The organism is Geomonas sp. RF6 (assembly GCF_021044625.1).
Classification (GTDB): Bacteria; Desulfobacterota; Desulfuromonadia; order Geobacterales; family Geobacteraceae; genus RF6.
In genome coordinates, this window is the sequence record NZ_CP087999.1 from 209,689 (window position 1) to 232,058 (window position 22,370).

At 61.0% G+C, this 22,370-nt stretch carries 17 protein-coding genes; 9 read left to right on the forward strand and 8 right to left on the reverse strand.

All coding sequences use genetic code 11. The annotated features are described in order from the left end of the window. The first annotated feature begins 345 nt into the window (after positions 1-345). A complete protein-coding gene (locus LPW11_RS00910; protein ID WP_230996246.1) occupies positions 346-2,346 on the forward strand; it encodes an AsmA family protein in 2,001 nt (666 codons plus the stop codon). Between the two features lie 71 nt (positions 2,347-2,417). After that, the gene (locus LPW11_RS00915; protein ID WP_230996247.1) at positions 2,418-3,227 is read left to right on the forward strand and encodes a M48 family metallopeptidase; all 810 of its coding nucleotides are present in this window, start codon (positions 2,418-2,420) and stop codon (positions 3,225-3,227) included. A gap of 183 nt (positions 3,228-3,410) precedes the next feature. On the opposite strand, the gene LPW11_RS00920 is transcribed toward LPW11_RS00915, so the two are convergent. The 8 genes from LPW11_RS00920 to LPW11_RS00955 all read right to left on the reverse strand — a co-directional run bounded on the left by LPW11_RS00920 (position 3,411) and on the right by LPW11_RS00955 (position 12,205). After that, on the reverse strand, positions 3,411-3,830 hold the full coding sequence (locus tag LPW11_RS00920; RefSeq protein ID WP_230996248.1) for a response regulator: 420 nt from the start codon (positions 3,828-3,830) through the stop codon (positions 3,411-3,413). A 28-nt stretch (positions 3,831-3,858) separates the two neighbouring features. After that, positions 3,859-5,295, reverse strand: coding sequence for a DUF342 domain-containing protein (locus LPW11_RS00925; RefSeq protein ID WP_230996249.1), 1,437 nt, complete (start codon positions 5,293-5,295; stop codon positions 3,859-3,861). Positions 5,296-5,503: 208 nt separating this feature from the next. Then, positions 5,504-5,956 (reverse strand): hypothetical protein, encoded by a 453-nt coding sequence (locus tag LPW11_RS00930; protein WP_230996250.1) that lies wholly within the window; start codon positions 5,954-5,956, stop codon positions 5,504-5,506. A 2-nt stretch (positions 5,957-5,958) separates the two neighbouring features. Then, a complete protein-coding gene (locus LPW11_RS00935) occupies positions 5,959-6,501 on the reverse strand; it encodes a hypothetical protein (protein ID WP_230996251.1) in 543 nt (180 codons plus the stop codon). Beyond that, on the reverse strand, positions 6,479-7,882 hold the full coding sequence (locus tag LPW11_RS00940) for a glycosyltransferase family 2 protein (RefSeq protein ID WP_230996252.1): 1,404 nt from the start codon (positions 7,880-7,882) through the stop codon (positions 6,479-6,481). Before LPW11_RS00940 ends, LPW11_RS00935 begins: the two co-directional genes overlap by 23 nt. Further along, positions 7,876-8,997, reverse strand: a complete 1,122-nt coding sequence (locus LPW11_RS00945) for a HEAT repeat domain-containing protein (RefSeq protein ID WP_230998350.1) — start codon at positions 8,995-8,997, stop codon at positions 7,876-7,878. The genes LPW11_RS00940 and LPW11_RS00945 overlap by 7 nt, the downstream gene beginning before the upstream one ends. Then, positions 8,994-10,784 carry a YaiO family outer membrane beta-barrel protein gene (locus LPW11_RS00950; protein ID WP_230996253.1) on the reverse strand — a complete coding sequence of 597 codons (1,791 nt, stop codon included), beginning with the start codon at positions 10,782-10,784 and terminating at the stop codon, positions 8,994-8,996. The genes LPW11_RS00945 and LPW11_RS00950 overlap by 4 nt, the downstream gene beginning before the upstream one ends. Then, positions 10,781-12,205, reverse strand: coding sequence for a hypothetical protein (locus LPW11_RS00955; protein ID WP_230996254.1), 1,425 nt, complete (start codon positions 12,203-12,205; stop codon positions 10,781-10,783). The genes LPW11_RS00950 and LPW11_RS00955 overlap by 4 nt, the downstream gene beginning before the upstream one ends. A 372-nt stretch (positions 12,206-12,577) precedes the next feature. Here LPW11_RS00955 and LPW11_RS00960 point away from each other — a divergent pair, with 372 nt between their 5' ends. The 7 genes from LPW11_RS00960 to LPW11_RS00990 all read left to right on the forward strand — a co-directional run bounded on the left by LPW11_RS00960 (position 12,578) and on the right by LPW11_RS00990 (position 21,924). Continuing rightward, positions 12,578-12,934 carry a hypothetical protein gene (locus tag LPW11_RS00960; RefSeq protein ID WP_230996255.1) on the forward strand — a complete coding sequence of 119 codons (357 nt, stop codon included), beginning with the start codon at positions 12,578-12,580 and terminating at the stop codon, positions 12,932-12,934. Between the two features lie 293 nt (positions 12,935-13,227). Beyond that, positions 13,228-13,587 carry a response regulator gene (locus LPW11_RS00965; protein ID WP_230996256.1) on the forward strand — a complete coding sequence of 120 codons (360 nt, stop codon included), beginning with the start codon at positions 13,228-13,230 and terminating at the stop codon, positions 13,585-13,587. Between the two features lie 40 nt (positions 13,588-13,627). After that, a complete protein-coding gene (locus tag LPW11_RS00970) occupies positions 13,628-14,494 on the forward strand; it encodes a chemotaxis protein CheX (protein ID WP_230996257.1) in 867 nt (288 codons plus the stop codon). Positions 14,495-14,916: 422 nt separating this feature from the next. Next, the gene (locus tag LPW11_RS00975) at positions 14,917-17,613 is read left to right on the forward strand and encodes a PAS domain S-box protein (protein ID WP_230996258.1); all 2,697 of its coding nucleotides are present in this window, start codon (positions 14,917-14,919) and stop codon (positions 17,611-17,613) included. 156 nt (positions 17,614-17,769) lie between these two features. Continuing rightward, positions 17,770-19,185 (forward strand): sigma-54-dependent transcriptional regulator, encoded by a 1,416-nt coding sequence (locus LPW11_RS00980; protein WP_230996259.1) that lies wholly within the window; start codon positions 17,770-17,772, stop codon positions 19,183-19,185. Positions 19,186-19,422: 237 nt separating this feature from the next. Next, the gene (locus tag LPW11_RS00985) at positions 19,423-20,586 is read left to right on the forward strand and encodes an iron-containing alcohol dehydrogenase (RefSeq protein WP_230996260.1); all 1,164 of its coding nucleotides are present in this window, start codon (positions 19,423-19,425) and stop codon (positions 20,584-20,586) included. 174 nt (positions 20,587-20,760) lie between these two features. Continuing rightward, positions 20,761-21,924 (forward strand): iron-containing alcohol dehydrogenase, encoded by a 1,164-nt coding sequence (locus LPW11_RS00990; RefSeq protein WP_230996261.1) that lies wholly within the window; start codon positions 20,761-20,763, stop codon positions 21,922-21,924. Positions 21,925-22,370: the final 446 nt, after the last annotated feature.

Below are 22,370 nucleotides of genomic sequence, written 5' to 3' on the forward strand. Positions count from 1 at the left end.
GCAGGTCTTCAGGGGTATAACCCACGAGATACTATCACACAGATCGCAAAAGCCCCACCAGTTTTATCCACTACAAAAGTTTTTGACGCCTCTCCTCCCCTCACAAAGGGTGCTCCTTCGAAATTCTCTCCTCTTTAAGAGATCTGTCTGCTGCACGCCGGCGTCTAAATCCATTCTGTTGGGGAGGATCTTGTCCCATTATTGGCTCAAAGCAATAGGAGCATACCTCATAAAGGCACCAATGACACCGCTCCCCCCCCTTTTGAAGTGCAGCGCAGAGGACCTTAAATAGATGATAAAATTGGTGATGGCAGTCGGCTCTATCTCCGGAGGGAAGGAGGCGGTATGAGGAAGGGTCTGAAGATAACGGGAATAGTTGCCGGAGTGGTCGTGGCGCTCCTCGTGCTCCTCGCGGCAGCGGCGAAAATTCTCATCACGCCGGAGCGGGTGAAGGCGACCGTCGTCCCGCTGGCGGAAAAGAAACTGCACCGCCAGCTCAAGCTGGGAGAGATCAAGGTAAGCCTCTTCTCCGGCATCCTCCTGCGCGACGTCGCCGTCATGGAGAAGGACGGCAAGGGCGTCTTTCTGCAGGCGCACGAGGCGAAGCTCGCCTACCAGTTCTGGCCCCTCCTTCACAAGCAGGTCATAGTGGACGAGATCGCCCTCGATACCTTGAAGCTCAACGTGGTCCGCATGCCTGACGGCACCTTCAACTACTCCGACATCACCGCCAAGAAGGAGGCGCCCGAACAGGCGAAGCCGCCGGCCAAAGAGGAGATCAACCTCGTAGTCTCAAAGGTGGAGGTGAAAGACAGCGAGGTCCGCTTTGAGGACCGCAAGGTCCCCTCCGGCCCCCCCGCAGTGTACACCGTCAGCGACCTCGACCTCTCAGCAAAGGACATCTCGCTGCAGGACCCCTTCCCGGTGGAGATAAAGGGAAAGGTCTTCGCGACTCCATTGGAGATCAAGGCGAAGATCGCCAACGCCTCCAACAAACCCTCTCTGGAGGGGACGGTGAAGATCCCACAGGGGGACCTGAGAAAGCTCGTAGCCGCTCTTCCGGCGACCTTGGCTCCAAAGGCGCGCCCCTTTGACCCTTCCGGTACTGTGAAAGTCGATCTCGACGTCGCGGGACCGGTATCGGCCCCTGTTCAGCAGCTCCTGAAAAAGGGGGAGATCGCCCTCAGCAACGTGCAGGTCACCGCGTCGGGACAGCGCCCGACCATTGCCGGGCACCTGAAGCTTGCCGGCGACACGGTCTCCTCGCAGGACCTGAACGTCACCCTCGGGCAAAACAAGCTGAACATCGCCTTGAACATCGCCCATCTCCTCGCCAAGCCGCTGGTGATCGGAAGCACCGTAAAGGCCGATACCTTCAGCCTCGATCCCTTCCTCAAGAAAGGACCAGCAGGAGGTCCCCCCGCCGGTGCCGCGGAAAAACCGGAGCCGGGCCCCATGAACCTCCCGGTGCAGGCGAGCGGCACCGTGCAGATCGGCAACACCTCCTACAAGGGGCTCCCGGTCAGCGGGCTCTTTCTGAAGTACCGCCTGGTCTCCAACGTCTTCCACATAGAGGAGCTGCGCGGGAAGACCGCCGGGGGCTCATTCAGCGACACCGGCCGTGTCGATCTCGGTAAAAAAGGGTACGGTTATGCCACGCGCCTCGCCTTGCGCGGCGTGCAGATCGAGCAGGTGGTGAAGGCCTTCGCACCGCAGCAGACCGGGAAGGTCTTCGGCGCCCTCTCCCTTGATGCCGACATCACCGGAGCGGGGACAAAGACGGGAACGCTGGAGAGAAATCTCGGAGGCGGGGGAAATTTCAGCATAACGGGCGGCCGGATGACCGGGACGCACCTCTTGCAGGAGCTATCCCGCTATCTGAACGCGCCTGAGCTGCGGGAGATCCACTTCACCACCTTTGGCGGCAACTTCCGCTTCCAGGATGGGAAGCTCCTGCTGGACAGCTCCATCGCCTCCAAGGATCTGCAGACGGCACCGAAGGGCACGGTCGGGCTGATAGACAAGAGCCTGAATCTCGCCCTCCCGACGAAGATCGCACCGAACCTTACCTCGAAGATCGCCAGAGGAGGGACAGGTAAATACGTCGCAGACGAAAAGGGTTGGGGTACCCTCCCCCTCAAGGTTACCGGAACGACCACCGCCCCGAAAGTCAGGCTCGACACCTCCGGAATCGGGGCCGAGCTGGCAGGAAAGGCAAAAGAGAAGGCAAAAGAAAAGCTGGAGCAGACCCTGAAGGACAAGCTTATGAAGCAAAAGCCCGGAGAAGAGCCGCGTCCCGAGCAGGAGATCCTGCAGAAGGGGCTGCGCGGCATCTTCGGAAAATGACGCCCCGGCGGTTTCGGGATCTTCCCGGATACTGGACTCAAGCATCAGACATCAGAAGGAAGGAACGAGCCATGAGCATAACGAAACAACTATTTTTCTCCACCGTACTCACCGTTTCTGTCGTCTTTGGCTGCGCCACGACCTCGCCGAGCAAAGTCGGCGGGTTCAACCTGGTGTCGGTAGACGAAGAGAAGCAACTGGGGGACAAATTCGCGGTGGAAATCGAGAAGCAGCACCAGGTGGTGAACGATCCGGAAGTGCAGGCGTACATCGACCGGGTCGGTAAGAAACTTCTGACCGGCGTGGACAAGGTGCAGTTTCCCTACACCTTCAAGGTCGTAAAGGACGAGAGCGTCAACGCCTTCGCCATTCCCGGCGGGCACACCTATGTGAACACCGGGCTCATCAAGGCGGCCGATAACGAGAACGAGCTGGCGGCAGTCATGGCGCACGAGATAAATCACGTGGTGGCGCGGCATTCTACGCAGCAGATGACGAAGCAATACGGCTACGAGCTCGTCGCGGGTCTCCTGCTCGGGCAGAACCAGAACCAGCTCGCGAAGCTCGCGGCGGACCTCTTCGGTAAGGCGGGGCTTTTGTACTATAGCCGCGACATGGAAAACCAGGCGGACTACCTGGGAGTGCAGACGATGTACAAGGCGGGGTACGATCCGAAGGGGATGTCGACCTTTTTCCAGAAGCTCCAGGCGCAGCATAGCGCCAATCCCGGAAAGATCGCCCAGTTCCTCTCCTCCCACCCCCAGACGGGGGAGCGGATCCAGAACGTCAACGAGGAGATAGCGAAGCTCCCGCCGAAGCAGTTCCCAGCCGTGTCGGAGGCTGAATTCCAGAAGGTGAAGGCGAAGGTAAAGGGGATGTAGGGTAAGTGAGGCCCGCCGGCCACAGAGGCGGGCCTTTTTTTGACGGTCCGGGCAGCACGTCCCTCCCCTTTCAAGGGGGAGGACAGGAGGGGGATGGGGTTCGACGCACTCACGAACTTCTACCCCATCCCCACCCTGTCCCTCCCCTTGAAAGGGAGGGGACGCGTAAGCTCCCGCTAGGCATTAGCCAACGGCGGCGACTGCGTCGTCTGCTTCCTCCAGAAGACCGTGCCTGCCGATGACGCTTCTTAGCGTCTGCCAGAGCACCGGCTTCACCACAAAGGCGTCGCACCCTTCCTGCTCCAGCGACCTCAGCATATCCTCCGGGCGGCTGCTCGCGGTCACCATGACGATGACGGCCCGCTTCACATCGTGGCGCTGCTCCGCCGCCCTGATGGCGTGCAGCGCCTCCAGCCCGTCCATCTCAGGCATGTTGATGTCCAGGCAGATGAGGTCGAAGGGGTCCTCCGCGGCAAGCGCCTCCTCCACGGCCCACACCCCCTCGGCGCCGTTTTCCACCAGCACCGTCTCACCATAGACGCTCAACATGGTGTCGAGCACCATCCGGTTTACCGCTATATCGTCGACAATCAGTATTCTCATGCCATACCTCAAAAAAAGCCAGATCAGGTCAATGCCGCAAAAGTTGCGCCTGGCGCACGAACTCCCGTTCCAGGGAGCTTGCGGCGAAGGCGAGGTCGGTCATGCCAAGGAAGCGCACCCCCCCCTCGACGGTATTTTCGATCATGGAGAACGGTCCGGGGCGCTCCTCGCGGAACTCCTCCGTCATCGTGCCGAGGCTGACGGTCACGCCGCCGTACATCATCTTGCGGACGTTCACCTTCGCGTTTGCCCGTGTATAGACGCGGGAGCGTATCTCCTGGATGAGAGAGGTGATGGCCACACGCTGCTGGTGCAGTTTGTTCGTCTCCCCTTTCGACCCGTGCGCGAGCTTCTCCCGGGCGGTGAGCTCCTTCAGCTCGTCGAAGCGCTGGGTGAGTTCCTCCAGGTCGCGGTAGCTCACGCCGACGACGACACGGGTATGGAGAGAGGAGACGCTTCCAAGCGCTCCCGCTTCGACGCCGGCAAGGGCAACGCATTCCCCTCCGACAACTCCTCCCCGGTTAACGTGCACCGATCCGAGGCACTTGATGCCGCACAGGCGCATCTCCGACTCCACGACCAGGTCGCCCGCCACCTCGAGCTTCGTCTCGTAGATGAAGTTCGCCTTCAACGTCCCGCCGCAGCTGATAACCCCTTTCCCCTGACCATTCATGCCGCAGAAGGTGATGTCGCCGTCGGAGGTCAGTGTGCAGGCGCCGACATTGCCGCCGACCTTGATCCCCTTGCTGGCTCGCACCTGGAAGCCGTCCAGGATATCGCCGGTCACTTCCAGAAAGCCGTTGAAGTCCACGTTGCCGACCTTGAACCCCACATCCCCCTTTACCTGGTAGATGTCCTCCACCGAGATGTCCTCACCCTGGCAGAAGACGCGTCCCGCGGCGGTGGCGAAGATCTGGGTACCGTCGGGGGTGAGAGCCACGTTCTTCCCCGGCTTTACCTGCAACGAGCTCCCCGCCCTTGCCGGGATCTCTGCGCCGTGGATGGAGAGGCCGGGGGTGCCGGGAGTGGAAGGAAGCAGAGTCGCCACCAGATCCCCCTCCTTCACATTGAAAAACTCCTGCACCCGGTGCAGGTCGACCGAGACGGCATCGTCATCATCGCTCTCCGCAGGGGGGGGCGGGGTCCAGTTGAGCTCCAGCCGGGCATCCTCCCCCGGGACCATAGGTGTCCCCTCCGCCAGAAGGAGCCCTGCCAGCGCCTTCCCTTGCGCTGCGTGGTTGAGGAGTTCCTCGACCGAGTCCGGAAAGACTCCGGCCTTTACGCGCGCCTGCTCCAGGTACTGCCGCAGTTCCGCCTCAGCAAGGGGGGGACCGTTTCCGGTGGGGGTGTAGGTGACGATGCAGGATGTTGCATCAGGGGCGAGAAGAAGCTCGAAGGCGTAACCGAGGCGCTTCAACTCCAGGCGTTTAGCCTGTTGAACAGTGGGAGGTACGATGTCAGCCATAAAAGTCGCCTCGGCCTTCTGCCAGGAGATGGTGTTTCATGATGATTATCGGCAGTCGGCACAAATGACTTGAGAGGAGAAAGGGCGGTGTGAGGCGGGGAAATTGCGGAAGAGAGTGTTATGAAAGGGCGTGGGACTGGTCGGACTGGTCGGACTGGTCGGACTGGTCGGACTGGTGTGACACGGTGGACTGGCCACACCAGCGCCCTTAGATCTTGCTGATCACCTCTTTTTCGTAATACGCCTCGAGCTCGAGGCGCTGGGTGCGCTCTTCTTCGGCTAGCGAGAGCCACAGCTTCTTGGCAGCGGCATTCGGGGCGCGGCGGGCGCCCTCTTCGCACAAAAGGTAGTCCGCCCGCTCCTTGCTGATGGCAAACATCATCACCTCCACCAGGCGCGCCTCCGGCCCTACCGGCACGGCCTCGATCGTCCCTGCGAAATTCCGGTCAGGCAAGGTGCTTCTTCTGCTCTCGAACGCTCCACGCGCCTTGCTCTGGCTCAGCCTCTCCCGGTAGGCATCGCACCGCTGCGCCAGCTTCTCCAAAAGCCCCCTCGCCTCCCGGTCCGACACTGTCTCGGCGGCGAGACGGTACAGTGTCGCCCCCTTCTCTTCCCTCTGCATCATCAGATCGAATATCTCTTCCACCGTCGACAGCTCCATGATTACAACCCTTCCCTTTGCGGCGTGCCGGTCGCCGGGATGAGCCCCCGGCGCACCAACTCGTCGCGCACCACCGCTACGCGGTGCCTCCCGAGGTAGCAGTGAATGTACATCTTGCGCGCCCCCTGGCTGCGCACGAACTCCGCCAACTCGGCGATCCTTTTCTTGTTCTCCTGGCTCTCCAGTCCGAGATAGCTCAAGGGGAAGCTCCGGACCTCGATGCCCAGCCGCTTAGCTCCCTGCGAGAGCTGGTTGTTCAGCGCCTTTTCCTGTGGCAGGTCGTCATTCAAAAGGCTGATATCGAGATCGACGCCCCGCTCCCTCTTCAGCCGCTCGAGCTCGTGCATCTGCGGATAGTGCCCGATGGTAACGCCGCTCCCGTAGCAGACCACGTTCCCCTGGGCCAGATGCAGCGGGTAGAGGTACGGCTCGAAAAAGTCGAAGTTGCCGAGCGCCATGACTAGCAGGAGCGCCATGAAAAGGCCCGCGAGAACCGCCCTCGGAGCAAAATAGGCGAAATCTTTACAACGTTTCCAGCTGCTCATGCTTTATCTCCCTCCGTACCGGCTTGTCCCAATCCCTCCTGAAAAGGGTGAAGGTGGCGAAGAGCCGCTCCACCACCAGGAGCTGCCGGTATCCCAGCCCCTCCAGAAATGCGCAGGCGGATATCTTCAGGAGGTCCGCCACCCCCTTGTACCGGCGGTAGATCAGGTTGTCCAGCAACACCGCCGCGAGGTTCAGCGACATCCCCCACACCACCGCAAGCGTCAGGAAAATAAGGGCAAAGTCGCGGCTCAGCATACCCATGAAGTAGAAGATGACGAAGCTCACATAGCCTAAGAACTCGATGAGCGGCCCCAGTGCCTCGGCGAGGATGAAGTATGGGAAGGCCAAGAGCCCCACCGCCCCGTAGCGCGGGTTCAAAGTCATCCGCCTGCTGTGCCAGAGGCTGTCGATCAGGCCGCGGTGCCAGCGGTTGCGCTGCTGCAAGAGGGAGCGCCAGTCGCTCGGCACCTGGGTCCAGCACACCGGGTCGGGGACGAAGACGACCTTGCACGGTATTTTCCTCTCCAGGCAGTGGCGGTGCATGCGGATCACGATGTCCATATCTTCGCCGACCGTCCTGCGATACCCGCCGATGGCAAGGACGATGTCCTTTCGGAAGATCCCGAAGGCGCCGGAGATGATCAGCATGCTGTTGGTGCAGTTCCAGGAGGTCCTCCCGACGAGGAACCCCCTGAGATACTCCACCGACTGCAGCCGCTCGATGAAGCGCGACGGCGCGCGCACCTCGGTCACCTTTCCGTTCACCACGGTGCAGCCGTTCAGCACCCGCACGATCCCTCCGGAGGCGACGACCTCGCGGTCCTCCACAAAGAGCTTCGCGGCGCGCATCAACGCGTCCTCCTCGAGAAGGGAATCGGCATCGACGGAGCAGACGAGCGGATACTGCGAGGCGTTGATCCCGGCGTTCAGGGCGTCGGCCTTACCGCCGTTTTCCTTGTCCACCACCACAAGATGCGGGTGGTCGAGGGAGACGTACACGCCGCGGATCCGGTTGTGCTGCAGGACGATCTTGATCGGCTTCTCGATCTGCACGAGCCGGAACTCACGGCGCAGCACCTCCATGGTGTTGTCGGTGGAACCGTCGTTCACCACCACGAGCTCGAACTCGGGGTAGCGCAGGGAGAGGCTGAAGCGGAGGCTGGTGGCGATCGTCGCCTCCTCGTTGTAGGCGGGGACGAGGATGGAGATGGGGCGGTAGTAGACGCCGGTGACGAGGTTTCGGATGTGCTGGCGCGAGGCGATGGCGAGCTGCCCCCGGATGTCGAGGAGCGCAATGAGGCTGGAGATGCTGTAGTAGCAGTTGACCAGCAGAAAGTACACAAAAACGAGGAGTTGGCAAAACGCGAGAAACTCTAGCATGAAACTTCCGTATCCCTCAGCACGTAGCGGGAAACCTCCCGCACAAAACGATCCCGGCTTCCGGTCTGCCGGGAGAGCGCGGCACGCCCCTCCTCCCCCTTGTGGGCAAGGGAGAGCGCCGCGTTGACCCTCACGTGGTAGCTCTGGTCCGAAAGCGCCTCTTCAAGCGCCGGCACCACGTCATTGGAACATCTCTGCACCGACTTCGCCGCCACGGCGCGCACGCGCCAGTCGGAGTCGCGCATGCCGGCGAGGATGAAGCTGTCCACCTTTCCGCCGCCGAGCTTCTGCATGGAGCGCAGGCAGGCGATGCGCATCTCCGGACTTTCCTCTAGATGCTGTGCGCTCCAGGTGATGAGCGCTTCCGCCTCGCCAAAGCCGGCGGCGCCGCACGCCTCTATGAAGTCGCGTTTCACGAGAAGTGGGATGCTCTCCCCCTCCAGGAGCTCTGAAAGGAGGGAGAGGAGCCGCCTGCTCTCGCCGCGCCCGCGGAAGGCGGCGATGATGTTGCCGAAGAGGTGCTCGTTGAATTTGGCAGACATGAAGTTCGGCGCGGACATGCGGGCGAAGAGGTGCGGCAGGTCCTCCTCCCGGCAGATGAGGCTGAGGGCCCAGGCGGCCTTCGCCACGACCTGAGGCTGGTCCTCGTCCTCATCCAGCACCCTGCGAAATACCGGGGCGAGCTCCAACAGCTTCAGGAAGCCGAGCTTTTCAACGAGCTGGTACTTGGTGATCCAGAAATGGGAGCGGGCGAGCTCGTGGCCGTAAAAGTCGGCGATGCCGCACTCCCGCGCGGTGTCGGCGATGAGACGGAGCTCGGCGGCGGAAGCGGACGACATGAGGTAGATGCAGACATCTGAGAGCGCGTCGTATTCCTCCCGGGTCGCCGGCTTTGACTGCATGACACGCCGCTCCACCAAGGAGCGATACATCCTGGCGAGATACCGGCTCTTTAAGAGCGCTTCCCGCCTCTCCCGGCGCTCCACGGCGAGCTTGTGCAGAACAAGAACCACGAGCTGCACGACGCAGATGGCGCAAAAGACCCTGATCCCCCAGAGGACACCCTCGCGGACGAGGTGGGAATAGAGATATGCGGAAGAGAGAAAGGAAATCATGACCACCAGTACCTCAGGTAAAGGACGCCCCCCGCCCTGTCGTACAGGTTGCGCCGCGATTCGAAGCTCCCCTCCCCGCCGATGCTGTAGCGCGGTGAAAAGCGGTACTCCCCCCCGGCCCGCACCAGCCACGTGTCGTAGCGCTGAACATCCTCGCTGGAGACCCTCCGCTCGCTGGAGTTGCCGACGCCGGCGGAGAGGAAGGCGCCGAAGCGGTGGTCGGGGTCCCACCTGACGGTGGTGAGCCAGAGGGAGGTTTCCTCCTTCGGGGTGAAATAGACCTTCTCCGTGATGCTGACCGGGGAGCTCGGAACGTACCAGGTCGCCGCGGCACTGAGGACATCCGCCGCGTTGCCGTGGAATCCGAGATGGTTGTATCCGGCAGAGACCTCGACGGAAGGGAAGGCCCAGCTCACTTCCCCTCCGGCTGAGTAGCGCGGCAGGAAGGAGGAGCCGGGGGCGGCGGTCAGGTAGACGGCACCGGAGAGCTTTTTCGCGAAGCGGGGGAAATAGATGTCGAGGGCGAGTTGGGGATCGGTACGGCCAAAGCGGGTGATCCCGGAGACGGAAGCGACGGCAACCGAGTCGGGGAAGCGGTGCGAAACGCTCAGCGCGACGCCGCTCTCGTTGTCGGAGCCGTTGGAGTAGTGATAGACATCCCCCGCGAGCCTCAGCCAGTCCCCCTTCGCGCGGTAGAAGAGATCCTCCCGCTCGTTTCTAAGCCGCTCCTCGGCGCTCCCGCTGACGCTTGAGAGCACGCGATCGGCGTCGGCGCGGCGACCGTTGTTGATGAGCGCCTCGGCGTAGAGTGCGGCGACCTCCGGGTCGGCGGGGTACTCCTCGTTCAGCGCTGCAGTTTGCGACAGCGCTTCCGGGTAGCGCCCCTGCGCCAGCATCACCCTGCCGGAGAGGAGGCGCGCCTCGCGGGCATACGGCCCGGGAGCGGACATGGACTTGAGGAGCGGTTCCGCGAGATCGTACCCACCCGCGGCCACCAGCGACTTCACGTGCTGGAACTTGATAGCCTCCTCCAGCGCCTTTCGCTCCTCCGGGAGCTCCGGCGTTCCCCCGAGCGCCTTCGCCTTCTCGAACTCCTCGCGAGCTTCGAAGTAGCGACCCTGGCGAGAGAAGATGCGGCCGCGCAGGGCAAAGGGGCGGGGATCCTTCCCATCCTTTGCCAGCGCATCGATCACCTGCAGCGCCCCCTCCTTGTCACCGGAGTTTGCCAGCGCACCCGCGTAGAGAAGAGGAAGCTCGGTGTCCTTCGGGTAGTCGCGCATGAGGGTCTGGTATACCTGCGCGGCCTCGCGGTGGCGCCCCTGCCTGTTTCGCACAGCAGCAAGACGCATCCCCGGCTCGTAGCGGTCGCGCCCGCTCTCGTAGAGGGGAGCGAGGTGCGCGCCGGCCCGCATCAACTCCCCGTGCGCCACCAGTTGGTCCGCCTCGGCAAGCCGCTGCGCCCTTTCGACCCTGGCGATCTCCGCGTCGATTTCGCGATCCCCCTTCAGCTGCCGGGCGCGCTGCAGGGCCTGCAGGGAATCGGCGTAACGCTTCTGCCAGAAGAGGAGCCTGCCGCGTATGGTGAGGAGCTCCGCGTTCTCCCCGTATCTCGCCATCAGCCGCGAGAGGACCAACTCCGCGCGCTGGAATTCACCGTCCGCAGCGGCCTTTTGCACGCGCCTGATGCCGTCGCTGTATTCGTCCTGCGCGGGTGCGGCTGCGGTTGCGTCGTGCCCCGGCAAAAGCAGGGGGGCCAGAAAGGCGAGAGTCAATGCGAGCTTTTTCATAGAGGAAGCTCCTCATAGCTGTGCACTACCCATCCTTTGAAAGAGTTGAAAGGGATAGCGGTCCGCAGGAAGGTGGGGAGTGTCTCGACCCGCGACCGGAAGGAGATCCTCTCCCCCGGTACGCTGTAGCGCCTCCCTTCGCACCACCACGATGAGCCGATCTTTTGCGCAGCGGGGGCACCGGCCGTGCATCTGTCGAGAACGACATGCTCCTCGTCCGGGATCGCCCCCAGTTCCACCCCGAGCCAGACAGGCTTGCCGAGATGTTCTCCCAGCGACAGCGTGCTCGCCGAAATCTGCAGGAGAGGCTCCCTGCCGGTGCGATAGCTCATCACCACTATCTCATCGGCATTTTGCGCGATCTGCTGAATAAGCGACCTGTCGCCAGCGTAGAGTGTATCGAACCAGAAAGGGACTACCACAGAGAGAGTCAGTCTGGACCGCTCCTTTATCTCGGCCACCAGGTTCGCGTACGCCGTGGCATAAAAATCCCTGCGGGCGTTGAAGTCACTGTTGAGATACGGCTCTATGTCAGTCTGGAAGCCGGCGAAATGAGCAGACGGGTGACTCTCATTGTACCTTTCCACCCGCTCGATCCGTGACAAGAGCACCTGAGGAGCCGTCAGATAGTCGGGACTGCCATCGAGGGCGAAGACATCGACTCCCGCGCGAGCGGCCTTTTCCAGGAAGGGAGCGAAGACCTCCAGGTCATCCCCCACCTGCAGGTAAACCTTGCCGATCCCGCGGGTCGCCAGTCGCTGAAGCACCTCTTCCTCATGCCCCACCACCTTTCCCCTCTGCCAGATCCAGATCGCCTGCGCCGGCGCAGGCGGTGCTCCCTCTTCATGAGTGAAGCGCACCCCCTGCACACCTGCAGACCCGCTGGTGGAATCAAGAAGGAGCACCAGTTGCCGCGCGCGGCTGAGATCGGCCTTTTGCACGAGGCTCTTCAGGGGGAAAGACTGCGACGCCCCCTGCGTGAGGAGTGCGACCGGCACGTTGTCTTCCTTCGCGGTGAGGGGAAGATCCGCAAACGCGAGTCTCCAGCTCCCCCTGAAGCGCCCTGAGATGGTCACGGTGCTGTAGGCGAGGAGATTGATGCTCCCGGTGGAGGTCAGGGGCAAAATGTAGCCGCAGGGACCGTCACCTCTCCGGTACATCGTCCCCTTTTTCAGGAGGTACCTGCCGAAGGGTATGGCAGCCGGGGAAACGGTGTGCACGGGAAAGGCCGGTTTATCGGCGTTTATGGCAGAAGCGGAGAGATATTCGGCGTAGGAGAATTTGCCGGAGACGGTAGCGATATCGACGCGCGCGGAGCGGTCAACCTGTGCGGGATCGAGAGACGCGGTGAGGCCGGCCATCGAAAGAGACGGGAGGAGCAAGAGTAATTGCAGTGCAAGAGTCGGAATAAAATTCGGCACGGGAACCTTCCTGACAGCACAAAACAAGAACAGTGAAACATGAGGATTCTCTTTCAGTACCAAGTGCCGGTATGGGTACTGAAAGTGATAGTAACAATACCACAGATATTTCCAGGAAAGTGTGAAAATTTGTGGATCCAGCGCCTTCTTCATACTATAAGCTACAAGATTAACCAATTCTATTATCTCTGTGAAATATTTTACTTCATGGGATCCACGCAGCAGAGGATTTGTTCCTTTCATCGTCGCCGGAGTGTACAGCGAGAAAAGGTTTTGACATTGGAGTTGATGTCTACTAATCTGCAGGCATCCCCCTTCTTGCCGGGACCGGTTTCACCCGAAAGAGAACAAGTAGCTACAGGAGCTCGTTTTATGCCTATCGTAATGGGATTTCTTGTCCTGATACTGTGCAGCACCTGCGCGATAAAGATGTTTTCTCCCCCTCAGACCGCGCAGCAGCAGGCCGAGTCCAAAAAGCGGCAGGAAAGCGATGACGCGAAGCGGATGGCGAAGGAGTTCGTGAGGGAAAAGGCGAAGCTTCCCGCGACGGCGGAGTTCGCGCCGCTAAAGGATTTCCAGGTAAAGACGCTGGGGAGCGGGGTGTACGAGATCTCAGCCTTCGTCGAGACCCCTGCGGAGAACGGGAGCAAAAAGCGCAGCAACTTTGTCTGTGAGCTCAAGAAGAACGGCTACAAGTGGGAGCTCGTCCAACTCGACATGCCGCGCTGAGTGGCGGGCCTCAGACCCGAAAATCGCCATAAGAACCTTATAACTCAAGACCTGACCCCGGGGTCAGGTCTTGAATTATAAGGTTTGTTAGTCACCGCACTGCTGGCGAATCCTTCCTCTCACCCTTCCCTCTACGCTGTCACTTTCGGATAGCGCATTAACAACTACACACACTCTCATTTTTCCCTCCTTCTGTACTAAAGAGTTTTCCTCACCCGCCGATTAGATTCCCCACCGATTGGATAACGCAGAGCGCTCGCTCGCAACAGCTGCGCTGTGGAGGAAGATACACCATGCAAAAGGTAATAATCGTCGATGACAGTGTGGTAGTCATTCGCCAGCTGGAAAAGATCATCTCCGGAAGCGGCCACTTCGAGGTCGTTGGCCGCGGCAACAATGGGCTGGAGGCCATAAAACTCCACCAGGAGCTGCGCCCCGACATCATCTGCATGGACATGAACATGCCCGGCATGGACGGGATCACTGCACTTCGCGCCCTCGTCGCTCGCGACGCCGCCGTCAAGGTCGTCATGATCACTTCCCTCGGCGGGGTTGGCGACAAGTTCTCCGAAGCGATGAAGATCGGGGCCAAGGCAGTCCTTTCCAAGCCTTTCGAAAGCGCAACCGTCATCACCACGCTGCAGAGCCTGTAATCCCCCTTTCTTCCAGGCATATTTTTGAGAGGTCTAGATAATGGCTGTTAAATTCTTTGGGCAATTCCTGGTGGAAAAAAATATTGTCTCCCGTGAGGCGATCCTGGAGGCCATAAAGCTTCAGGACTCGGTAAATCTACGCTTCGGCGACACGGCCCTCTCCATCAACCTAATCTGTCAGGCAGATATGGAGCGGGTTCACGCGGCGCAGCGCACCGAAGATCTTAAATTTGGGGACATGGCAGTCAAACTGGGGATCCTTACCAATGAGCAGGTAAACCAGGTTCTCACTGTGCAAAAGAATTCTCACCTTTACCTCGGCGAGGCACTGGTGCAGATCGGCGCGGTCCAGGAACAGGACCTGCCCCGCCTTCTCGACGACTACAAGGCGGACCAGGAGCCGTACCTCACTCCGCGGATAGAGATCCCTACGGGGGTGCGCCATCCCGACCTGTGGGAGATGTATGCGGACCTGACGGCAAAGATGTTCACGAGGATTGTCGGCACCGCATGCCGTCTCGGAGCCTGTCGCGTGGAGGAGCACATGCCGGAGGAGTTTGTGGTCGCGACGATGGAGATCCGGGGGGACGCGGAGGCTACCTGCATCTTTGCCGGTTCCGCCGAAATCCGCCAAAGGATCGCCTGCGCCATTCTCGGAGAGGAATCGGTCGATGAGGAACCGGAGGATGTGCTGAACGATTCGGTGAAGGAATTCCTGAACATCGTCTGTGGAAACGTGGCGGCAAAGGCCGCGCAGAAGGGGAAGACCATCGAGATCCTCCCCCCGCACCTCGTTCATCCCGCCTCTGCAGGGATCTCTGTCCCGAGCGGCAGCCGCGGGCTCTTCTTCACGCTGCATCTGTCGACTGCGGAGAGAGCATCCATTGGTGTGATCGAGCAGTCGTAGCTGATACGACGATCGGTCGAAATCGAACCTTCAAAAGCCCCACCCGTCAAGGGAGGGGCTTTTTTTGTTCCAGGCTGAGCCGCCTGTAGCACGTCCCCTTTCCACCCCATCCCCACCCTGTCCCTCCCCTTGAAAGGGAGGGGACGCGTGGGCTCCTGCTCTGCCAGATCCGCCAGCGACGGGTCGCAGCGATCGTAGGCCGGGATAAGCCGCAGGCGTTCCCGGCGTCGGCGGCAGCCGATAGCCACTACCAGCAGTTGCCGGAAACGCTCCGCTTATTCCGGCCTACATTCTACATGCACCCTCCCCCCACAGTAAGTCTTGCAAACGCTTCATAAACTCAGTACAATCCGGCGCGTACTGTATACACCTGCCACGTCACGCCCGGCCATACGCAAATCCGACCCTGAAGCGGAGCAAGCATGGATAGCACGGTAGCGGCAAGCCCACTCATGGCCACCATTCTCGATTCCATCCCGATCCCCATATTCTTCAAGGACGAACACGGACGCTACCTGAGCTGCAATACCTCCTACGAGTCGTTCTTCGGGATCTCCCGACAGGAGATGGCCGGAAAGACGGTCCACGAGCTCTTCGCCCCCTCCTATGCTGACAAGTTCCGGGAGATGGACCTCCAGCTTTACAACACCCCCGGCGTCCAGATGTATGAAGGGCGCGTCCTCAACGCCGACGCCGAAAACCGCGAGGTCATCTTCCACAAAGCCACCTTTTGCCGCCCCGATGGAGAGATCGCGGGGATCGTCGGAGTCGTCCTCGACAGCACACAGCTGAAGGAAACGGAAAAGAAACTGCTCGGGGTGAAGACCTCCTTCAACCGCATTTTCGACGCCATACCGGACCTCGTCTCCGTGGTGGACCGTGACCTGCGCATCATCTACAGCAACTGGAACGGAGGGTTCGACTACGTCCCGGAGGAGGTCCGCGCCAGCGACTGCCACTGCTATGAGGCCTACTACCCGGAGCAGGGAAAGCCGTGCGACGAGTGCCACCTGGAAAAAGTCTTCAGCACCGGGCGACCGGTGGTGACGGAAAAGTACAACCCGCGCGTCGGGTACCTGGAGATCTACGCCTTTCCTGTCCTCGATGATGACGGCACCGTCATCATGGCCACCGAGTACCTGCGCAACATCAACAGCCGGAAGAAGGCCGCTGATGCGCTGCGGCAGGCGAACCACATCCTGGAGGCGATAATCAACGCCTCCCCCCTCGCCATCATCGCCCTCGACAGCGACATCAACCTCACGCTCTGGAACGATGCCGCGGAGGAGATGTTCGGCTGGAAAAGGGAAGAGGTCCTTTACAAGCCGTACCCCATCGTTCCGGAGGACCGGGACGGCGAGGTGCTGAAAAACGTGCGCCAGCTGAACAAGGGGAAGGTGTGCCGCGCTCACGAGACGCAGCGCAAGAAAAAGGACGGCACCCTCATCGACGTGAGCCTCTCCACCGCCGTCATGCCCGGGCCGGACGGGGGGACGATCGGGTACATGGCGATCCTCTCCGACATCACCGAGAACAAGCGGGCACAGCGCGAGCTGCGGGAGTCGGAGGCCAATTACCGCGCCATCTTCGACGCGGCAAACGATGCCATCTTTGTCCTCGACGTGGAGACCGGCAACATCCTCGATGTGAACCGCAAGCTGTGCGAGATGTACGGCTACAGCCGGGAGGAGACCCTCCTTCTCACCATCGAAGACTTGAGCGCCGGCGAGGGGCCGTACAACCAGGAAAACGCACTCAAGCAGATCAGGAAGGCCCGGGACAACGTTTCCCATCTCTTTGAGTGGATCGCGAAGGACAGGTCCGGACGGCGCTTCTGGGTCGAGGTCAACATGAGGGGGGCGGTGCTGAGGGGAAAGCAGCGGGCCCTCGCCGTCGTGCGCGACATAACGGAGCGCAAGGAAGCGATGGAGGCGCTCAGGGAGAGCGAGGAGAGGTTCAGGCAGATCTTCGAGGAAGACGAGGATGCCGCCCTCATTCTCGCCCCCGCCACCTTTGCCATAGTCGACGCAAACGCCGCTGCAGTGCGTATGTTCGGGCATACCAAGAAGGAGATACGGAAAAGCCCCCTCTCCTTTTTCATGTCGGAAGAGGAGTTTCACAAGGTCTCGGAGACCTTTCTCCCTGCGGAGAGCGTGACAGAAACGAGGAGCCGGACGTACCGCATCGACCGGGTAGCCATCGTCAGCCGCAACGGAAAGGAGCTGGTGACATCGGTGCGCGGCAAGATCATGAGGTCGCAGGGGAACAACTACATCTACTGCACCTTCAGAGACATCACCGAAAAGCTGCGGCTCAAGGAAGAACGCAAGCGGATCGAGGAGAAGCTGCTGCAGACGAACAAGATGACCGCCCTCGGCACCCTCGCCTCCGGCATCGCCCACGAGATAAACAACCCCAACAACTACATTCTCTCCACCTCCCAATTTCTCCACGAGGCGTGGAAGGACATCGAGCAGATCTTGATGGAGTACGGGCGGGAAAATGGCGAATTCACCATCGGGGGATTGCCGGACAAGGAAGCAGGAGAGGTGATCCCGAAGCTCCTGGTGAGCCTCGAGGAGGGGTCGGTCCGCATCAAGAACATCGTCGAGGGGCTGAAGAATTTTGCCCGGCAGGAAAAGCAGCCGTACCGCACGGTGATCGACGTCAACATGGCGGTGCGGGCATCGGTGAATCTCCTCGGCAACCAGATCCGCAAGTACACGGACAACTTCTTCTGCACCCTCGATGAAAATGTCCCGAAGGTGGAGGGGAGCTTCCAGCAGATCGAGCAGGTCATTCTCAATCTCACCATCAATGCGCTGCAGTCGTTGCCGAACAAGAACTCGGGCGTGTACCTCAGCACCTTTTACGACAGGAAGGCGCACCAGGTCTGGATACGGGTTCGGGATCAGGGAACGGGGATACCGCGTGAGTTGCAGTCGCGCATCATGGAGCCGTTTTTCACCACCAGGAGCGACCAGGGAGGGACCGGGCTTGGGCTCTCCATCTGTTACTCCATCATCAAGAAGCACCAGGGTACCATCGAGTATGAGTCCGACCTCCGCCTCGGCACGACCTTCACGGTGAGGCTGCCGGTTTACGGCGCGAAGCTGTGACCACCATGGCTGGTCCGACTGGTCCGACTGGTCCGGCTGGTCCGACTGGTCCGACTGGTCCGGCTGGTCCGACTGGTCCGACTGGTCCGACTGGTCCGACTGGTCCGACTGGTCCGACTGGTCCGATCTCAAAACACTGATATCCGAGGAACAGCTATGTCCGCCTGCTACGAAAAAGTTCTCCTTGTCGACGACGAACAGAGCATCCTGCTCGGCTCGCGCACCCTTTTGCGCAGCGCGGGTATCATGGAAGTCCTCACCCTCGATGACAGCAGGAAGGTCATGCCGCTCATCGAAAGGGAAGAGGTCGATGTCGTGGTTCTCGACCTCTTCATGCCGTACCTCGGCGGGCGGGAACTTCTGGCCGAGATCTCCCGCGAGCACCCCCACATCCCGATTGTGGTCATCACAGCGGCGGACGAGCTCGAAACAGCCGTCGATTGCATGAAGGCGGGCGCCTTCGACTACCTGGTAAAACCAGTGGAACGCACACGCCTTATATCGAGCGTAAAGAAGGCGATCGAGATCTGCAGGCTGAAAAACCAGATGAGCGACCTCAAGAAACAGTTCTTCCAGAAGAAAGTGGAAGCCCCGGAAACCTTTTCCTCCATCATCACTGTGAGCGAAAAGATGACTTCCATCTTCCAGTACATAGAGGTGGTGGCACGGTCCAACGAAGCGGTGCTCGTAACCGGGGAAACGGGGGTCGGGAAGGAGCTGGTAGCCAGGGCGGTACACAAGGCGAGCGGGCTCAAGGGAAACTTCGTCCCGGTGAACGTCGCCGGGCTCGATGACACCCTTTTTTCCGACACCCTCTTTGGCCACCACAAGGGTGCCTTCACCGGGGCGGAGAAGGCGCGCGAGGGGATGATTGCGCAGGCCGCCGGGGGGACCCTCTTTCTCGATGAGATCGGTGACCTCCCCGAGGTTTCCCAGGTGAAGCTCCTGAGGCTCCTCCAGGAACGGGAGTATTACGCGATCGGCTCCGATGTCCCCAGAAAGAGCAACGCACGGATAGTAGCGGCGAATAACAGGTGCCTGAGAGATCTGGTGCAGCAGGGAAAATTCCGCAAGGATCTTTACTACCGGCTCTGCACCCACTATGTGACCATCCCCCCGCTGCGGGAGCGGATCGAGGACATCCCCCACCTTCTGGACCACTTCCTCAAGAAGGCCGCAAACGCACTCGGGAAGGAGGTGCCGCTCCTCCCCTCCCAGGCGATCCCGCTCCTCGCCAACTACGCCTTCCCGGGGAATGTCCGGGAGCTGGAAGCGATGGTGCACGACGCGGTGGCGCGGCACAAGTCCGGGACCCTTTCTCTCGAGAGCTTCAAGCGGAGCATGAAGGCCGGCAAAGAGCTCAACCCCGGCGCTGCGGCAGAGCTTCCCGCCGCGGGAGCGACGGCCGCTCCAGCCGGTCCCCTGCCGACCCTCAAGGAGGCCGAGGAGATCCTGGTGCGGGAAGCGCTGCGGCGGGCCCAGGGAAACCAGGGGATCGCGGCCTCCCTTCTCGGCATAACCCGCACCGCTCTCAACAAGCGGCTCAAAAAGGAGCCGGCGCTTCTCCTTTAGCCCCCCCTGTGCCTTTTGTCACACCTGAGCCGATCGTCACAGCCTCCCGCACCTGAGGCGGCGATCGGCTTTTTCTCGCCTCCCCCCTCTCCCCCCTGTGCCTTTTCTCACACCCCACGCGTTACCGACAGCGCAGAATTACCTTTACATACCGAGATGTTACAACACCCAATCCTCCGGCACGCTCCCTGCTCAAGGGAAAGGAGCAGTTAAAAAACTCTCAGGAGGAAAAGAACAATGACGATGCCCTTAACGGTAACCAGGTTCCTCATGCCCCCCATCACCCTCATAGGCTGCGGCGCAGCGAAAGGCGTCGGCGACAACTTGAAGACCTTGGGTGCCAAAAAGGCCCTCATCGTCACCGACAAGGGGCTCGCGAAGATCGGCGTGGCGGACACCATCAAGCAGTACATCGAGCAGGCAGGGCTGCAGGCGGTGATCTATGACGGCGCCGAGCCGAACCCCACCGACCAGAATGTCGCCGACGGCCTCAAGGCCTACCAGCAGAACGGCTGCGACTCCATCGTATCTCTCGGCGGCGGCAGCTCGCATGACTGCGGCAAAGGGGTCGGGATCGTCGCCACCAACGGCGGCACCATCCAGGACTACAAGGGGATCGACACCGTGACGAAGCCGATGCCCCCCTTCGTCGCCCTCAACACCACCGCCGGCACCGGCAGTGAAATGACGCCGGCCGCTGTCATCACCAACACCTCCAACCACGTAAAGATGGTGGTATGGAGCATCAACGTCTCCCCGAACGTCTCCATCAACGACCCCGAGCTCATGACCGGCATGCCTCCGGCACTGACCGCCGCGACCGGTATGGACGCGCTGACCCACGCCATAGAAGCGTATGTGGCAGCCTTCGCCAACCCGAAGAGCGACGCGCTGGCCCTGCAGGCGATCAAGCTGATCGCGAAGTACCTGCAAAAGGCAGTCGCCAACGGCCAGGACATCGAGGCACGCACCGGCATGGCATATGCCGAATACCTGGCAGGCGAGGCATTCAGCTCCGCAGGTCTTGGCATCGCGCACTCTCTCGCCCATCAGCCCGGCAGCTTCATCGGCCTGCCGCACGGCGTCTGCAACGCCATCTTCCTCCCGCTGGTATGCGAATTCAACATGATCGCCTGCGTGGAAAAGTACGCCGACGTCGCCGAGGCGATGGGTATCGACACCACCGGCATGACCGAGAGAGCGGCCGCCGTTGCAGCTATCGAGGCGATCAAGACCCTTTCCGCCGACATCGGCATCCCCGCCGGCCTCTCCGAGCTCGGGATGAAAGAGAAGGACATTCCGGAAATGGCCGAGTGGGCCATGAAGGAAGTCTGCACTCCGACCAACCCGCGCGTCACCCGGGTCCAGGACATGATCGAGCTCTATAAGCGGGCGCTGTAGCCCCTGATCATCCCGGGAGCCGATCAGCAACCTCTTTCACGGTCGGGGTGGATGGCATGGCCGGATCAGGAACCATCCCCCTCCTGGTCCCGCCCTTGAAGGAGAGGAGGGGCAGCACACGCTGTGGGCTGATCGGTTCCAGGGATGCACTACTAAACTACGGAGGAAATGACAATGGCACTAGCAGACGAGGTCTTCGATTTCTTTATCCCTTCAATTACCAAAATGGGCGTGGGCGCAGTAAAGCAGCTCGGCTCGGCAGCCAAATATCTCGGCGCGCAAAAGGCGCTCATCGTCACCGACCAGGGGCTGGTGAAGCTCGGGGTGGCGGACCAGATGAAGAAGCTTCTGGAGGATTCCGGGATCGCCGCAGTCATCTACGGCGGCGCCGAACCGAACCCGACCGACAAAAACGTCCGCGAGGGGGTGAAGATCTACAAGGAGAGCAAGTGCGACGCGCTCGTCAGCCTCGGCGGCGGCAGCTCCCATGACTGCGCCAAGGGGATCGGGATCGTCGTCTCCAATGGCGGCGATATCCGCGAGTATGCCGGTATCGACACGGTGCCGAAAGCGCTCCCGCCGTTCATAGCGATCAACACGACCGCCGGGACCGCGAGCGAGATGACCCGCTTTGCGGTAATCACCAACACCGACACCCACGTAAAGATGATCTTTGCCACCGCGCGGATCACCCCGGCCATCGCCATAAACGATCCTGTCCTCATGGTGGGAATGCCTCCGGCACTTACCGCCGCCACCGGCATGGACGCCCTCACGCACGCCATCGAGGCGTACGTTGCGGCACTCGCCAATCCGGTAACCGACGCCTGCGCCCTTGCAGCGATCCGTCTCGTGGCCGAGTGGCTCTCCCCGGCGGTGGCAAACGGCGACAACCTGATGGCGCGCGACAAGATGGCCTATGCCGAGTACCTCGCGGGGATGGCATTCAACAACGCCGGCATCGGTATCGTGCACGCCATGGCGCACCAGCCGGGCGCGCTCCTCAACAAGCCGCACGGCGTGTGCAACGCGATCCTCCTGCCGCACGGCTGCAGCTTCAACCTTATCGCCTGCCCGCAGCGTTTTGCCGACATTGCAGAGGCGATGGGAGTGGATATCACCGGGCTCATGCCGATGGAAGCAGCAGAAAAAGGGGTGGAGGCGATCAGGAAGCTCTCCGCGTCGGTGGGGATCCCTGCAGGTCTTTCCGCTATCGGAGTGAAGGAGAGCGATATACCGGTCCTCGCCGAGAGCGCCTTCAAGGACATCTGCTGCCTCTTCAACCCGCGCAAGATAAGGCCTGACGACATCGTCGAGCTGTACAAGCAGGCGATGTAGCGGCGCAGTGGCCAGGGGGGACTCGCGTCCCCCCTTTGCGAAGGCTCATCGGAAAATTCCGGAAGCCGCACTATGTCGCAACGAAGCGCCGCACGAGACCCCGCGTCCCCCCCTTTGCGAAGGGGGGACAGGGGGGATTTGCCTTGTTGGCGGATTTCTACAACCACTTGTGGGAGCCATCCCGCAAACTGCGCTAGCAGATGACAGTGATGCTGGCCGTGCTTTCCTTCTGCAGGAACAGGGTCGAGGGTCCATCGATTCAGCTACACCAACAGGCATTTTCGGAACCACTGCCGCGCGTTGTCGAGACCATTCTGAAGATGCCAACCCAGGACCTAAATCCCCCCTGTCCCCCCTTCGCAAAGGGGGGGACGTGATGACGGACTCCTTCGAAGGGGCACAACTGCTAGTTACCCGCAATTTCAGGGCCCCTGCCCGCGGGGGGA

Coding starts and splice junctions, on each gene's coding strand:
- LPW11_RS00910 (WP_230996246.1), top strand. CDS start 346: ATGAGGAAGGGTCTGAAGATAACGGGAATAGTTGCCGGAGTGGTCGTG.
- LPW11_RS00915 (WP_230996247.1), top strand. CDS start 2,418: ATGAGCATAACGAAACAACTATTTTTCTCCACCGTACTCACCGTTTCT.
- LPW11_RS00920 (WP_230996248.1), bottom strand. CDS start 3,830: ATGAGAATACTGATTGTCGACGATATAGCGGTAAACCGGATGGTGCTC.
- LPW11_RS00925 (WP_230996249.1), bottom strand. CDS start 5,295: ATGGCTGACATCGTACCTCCCACTGTTCAACAGGCTAAACGCCTGGAG.
- LPW11_RS00930 (WP_230996250.1), bottom strand. CDS start 5,956: ATGGAGCTGTCGACGGTGGAAGAGATATTCGATCTGATGATGCAGAGG.
- LPW11_RS00935 (WP_230996251.1), bottom strand. CDS start 6,501: ATGAGCAGCTGGAAACGTTGTAAAGATTTCGCCTATTTTGCTCCGAGG.
- LPW11_RS00940 (WP_230996252.1), bottom strand. CDS start 7,882: ATGCTAGAGTTTCTCGCGTTTTGCCAACTCCTCGTTTTTGTGTACTTT.
- LPW11_RS00945 (WP_230998350.1), bottom strand. CDS start 8,997: ATGATTTCCTTTCTCTCTTCCGCATATCTCTATTCCCACCTCGTCCGC.
- LPW11_RS00950 (WP_230996253.1), bottom strand. CDS start 10,784: ATGAAAAAGCTCGCATTGACTCTCGCCTTTCTGGCCCCCCTGCTTTTG.
- LPW11_RS00960 (WP_230996255.1), top strand. CDS start 12,578: ATGCCTATCGTAATGGGATTTCTTGTCCTGATACTGTGCAGCACCTGC.
- LPW11_RS00965 (WP_230996256.1), top strand. CDS start 13,228: ATGCAAAAGGTAATAATCGTCGATGACAGTGTGGTAGTCATTCGCCAG.
- LPW11_RS00970 (WP_230996257.1), top strand. CDS start 13,628: ATGGCTGTTAAATTCTTTGGGCAATTCCTGGTGGAAAAAAATATTGTC.
- LPW11_RS00975 (WP_230996258.1), top strand. CDS start 14,917: ATGGATAGCACGGTAGCGGCAAGCCCACTCATGGCCACCATTCTCGAT.
- LPW11_RS00980 (WP_230996259.1), top strand. CDS start 17,770: ATGTCCGCCTGCTACGAAAAAGTTCTCCTTGTCGACGACGAACAGAGC.
- LPW11_RS00985 (WP_230996260.1), top strand. CDS start 19,423: ATGACGATGCCCTTAACGGTAACCAGGTTCCTCATGCCCCCCATCACC.
- LPW11_RS00990 (WP_230996261.1), top strand. CDS start 20,761: ATGGCACTAGCAGACGAGGTCTTCGATTTCTTTATCCCTTCAATTACC.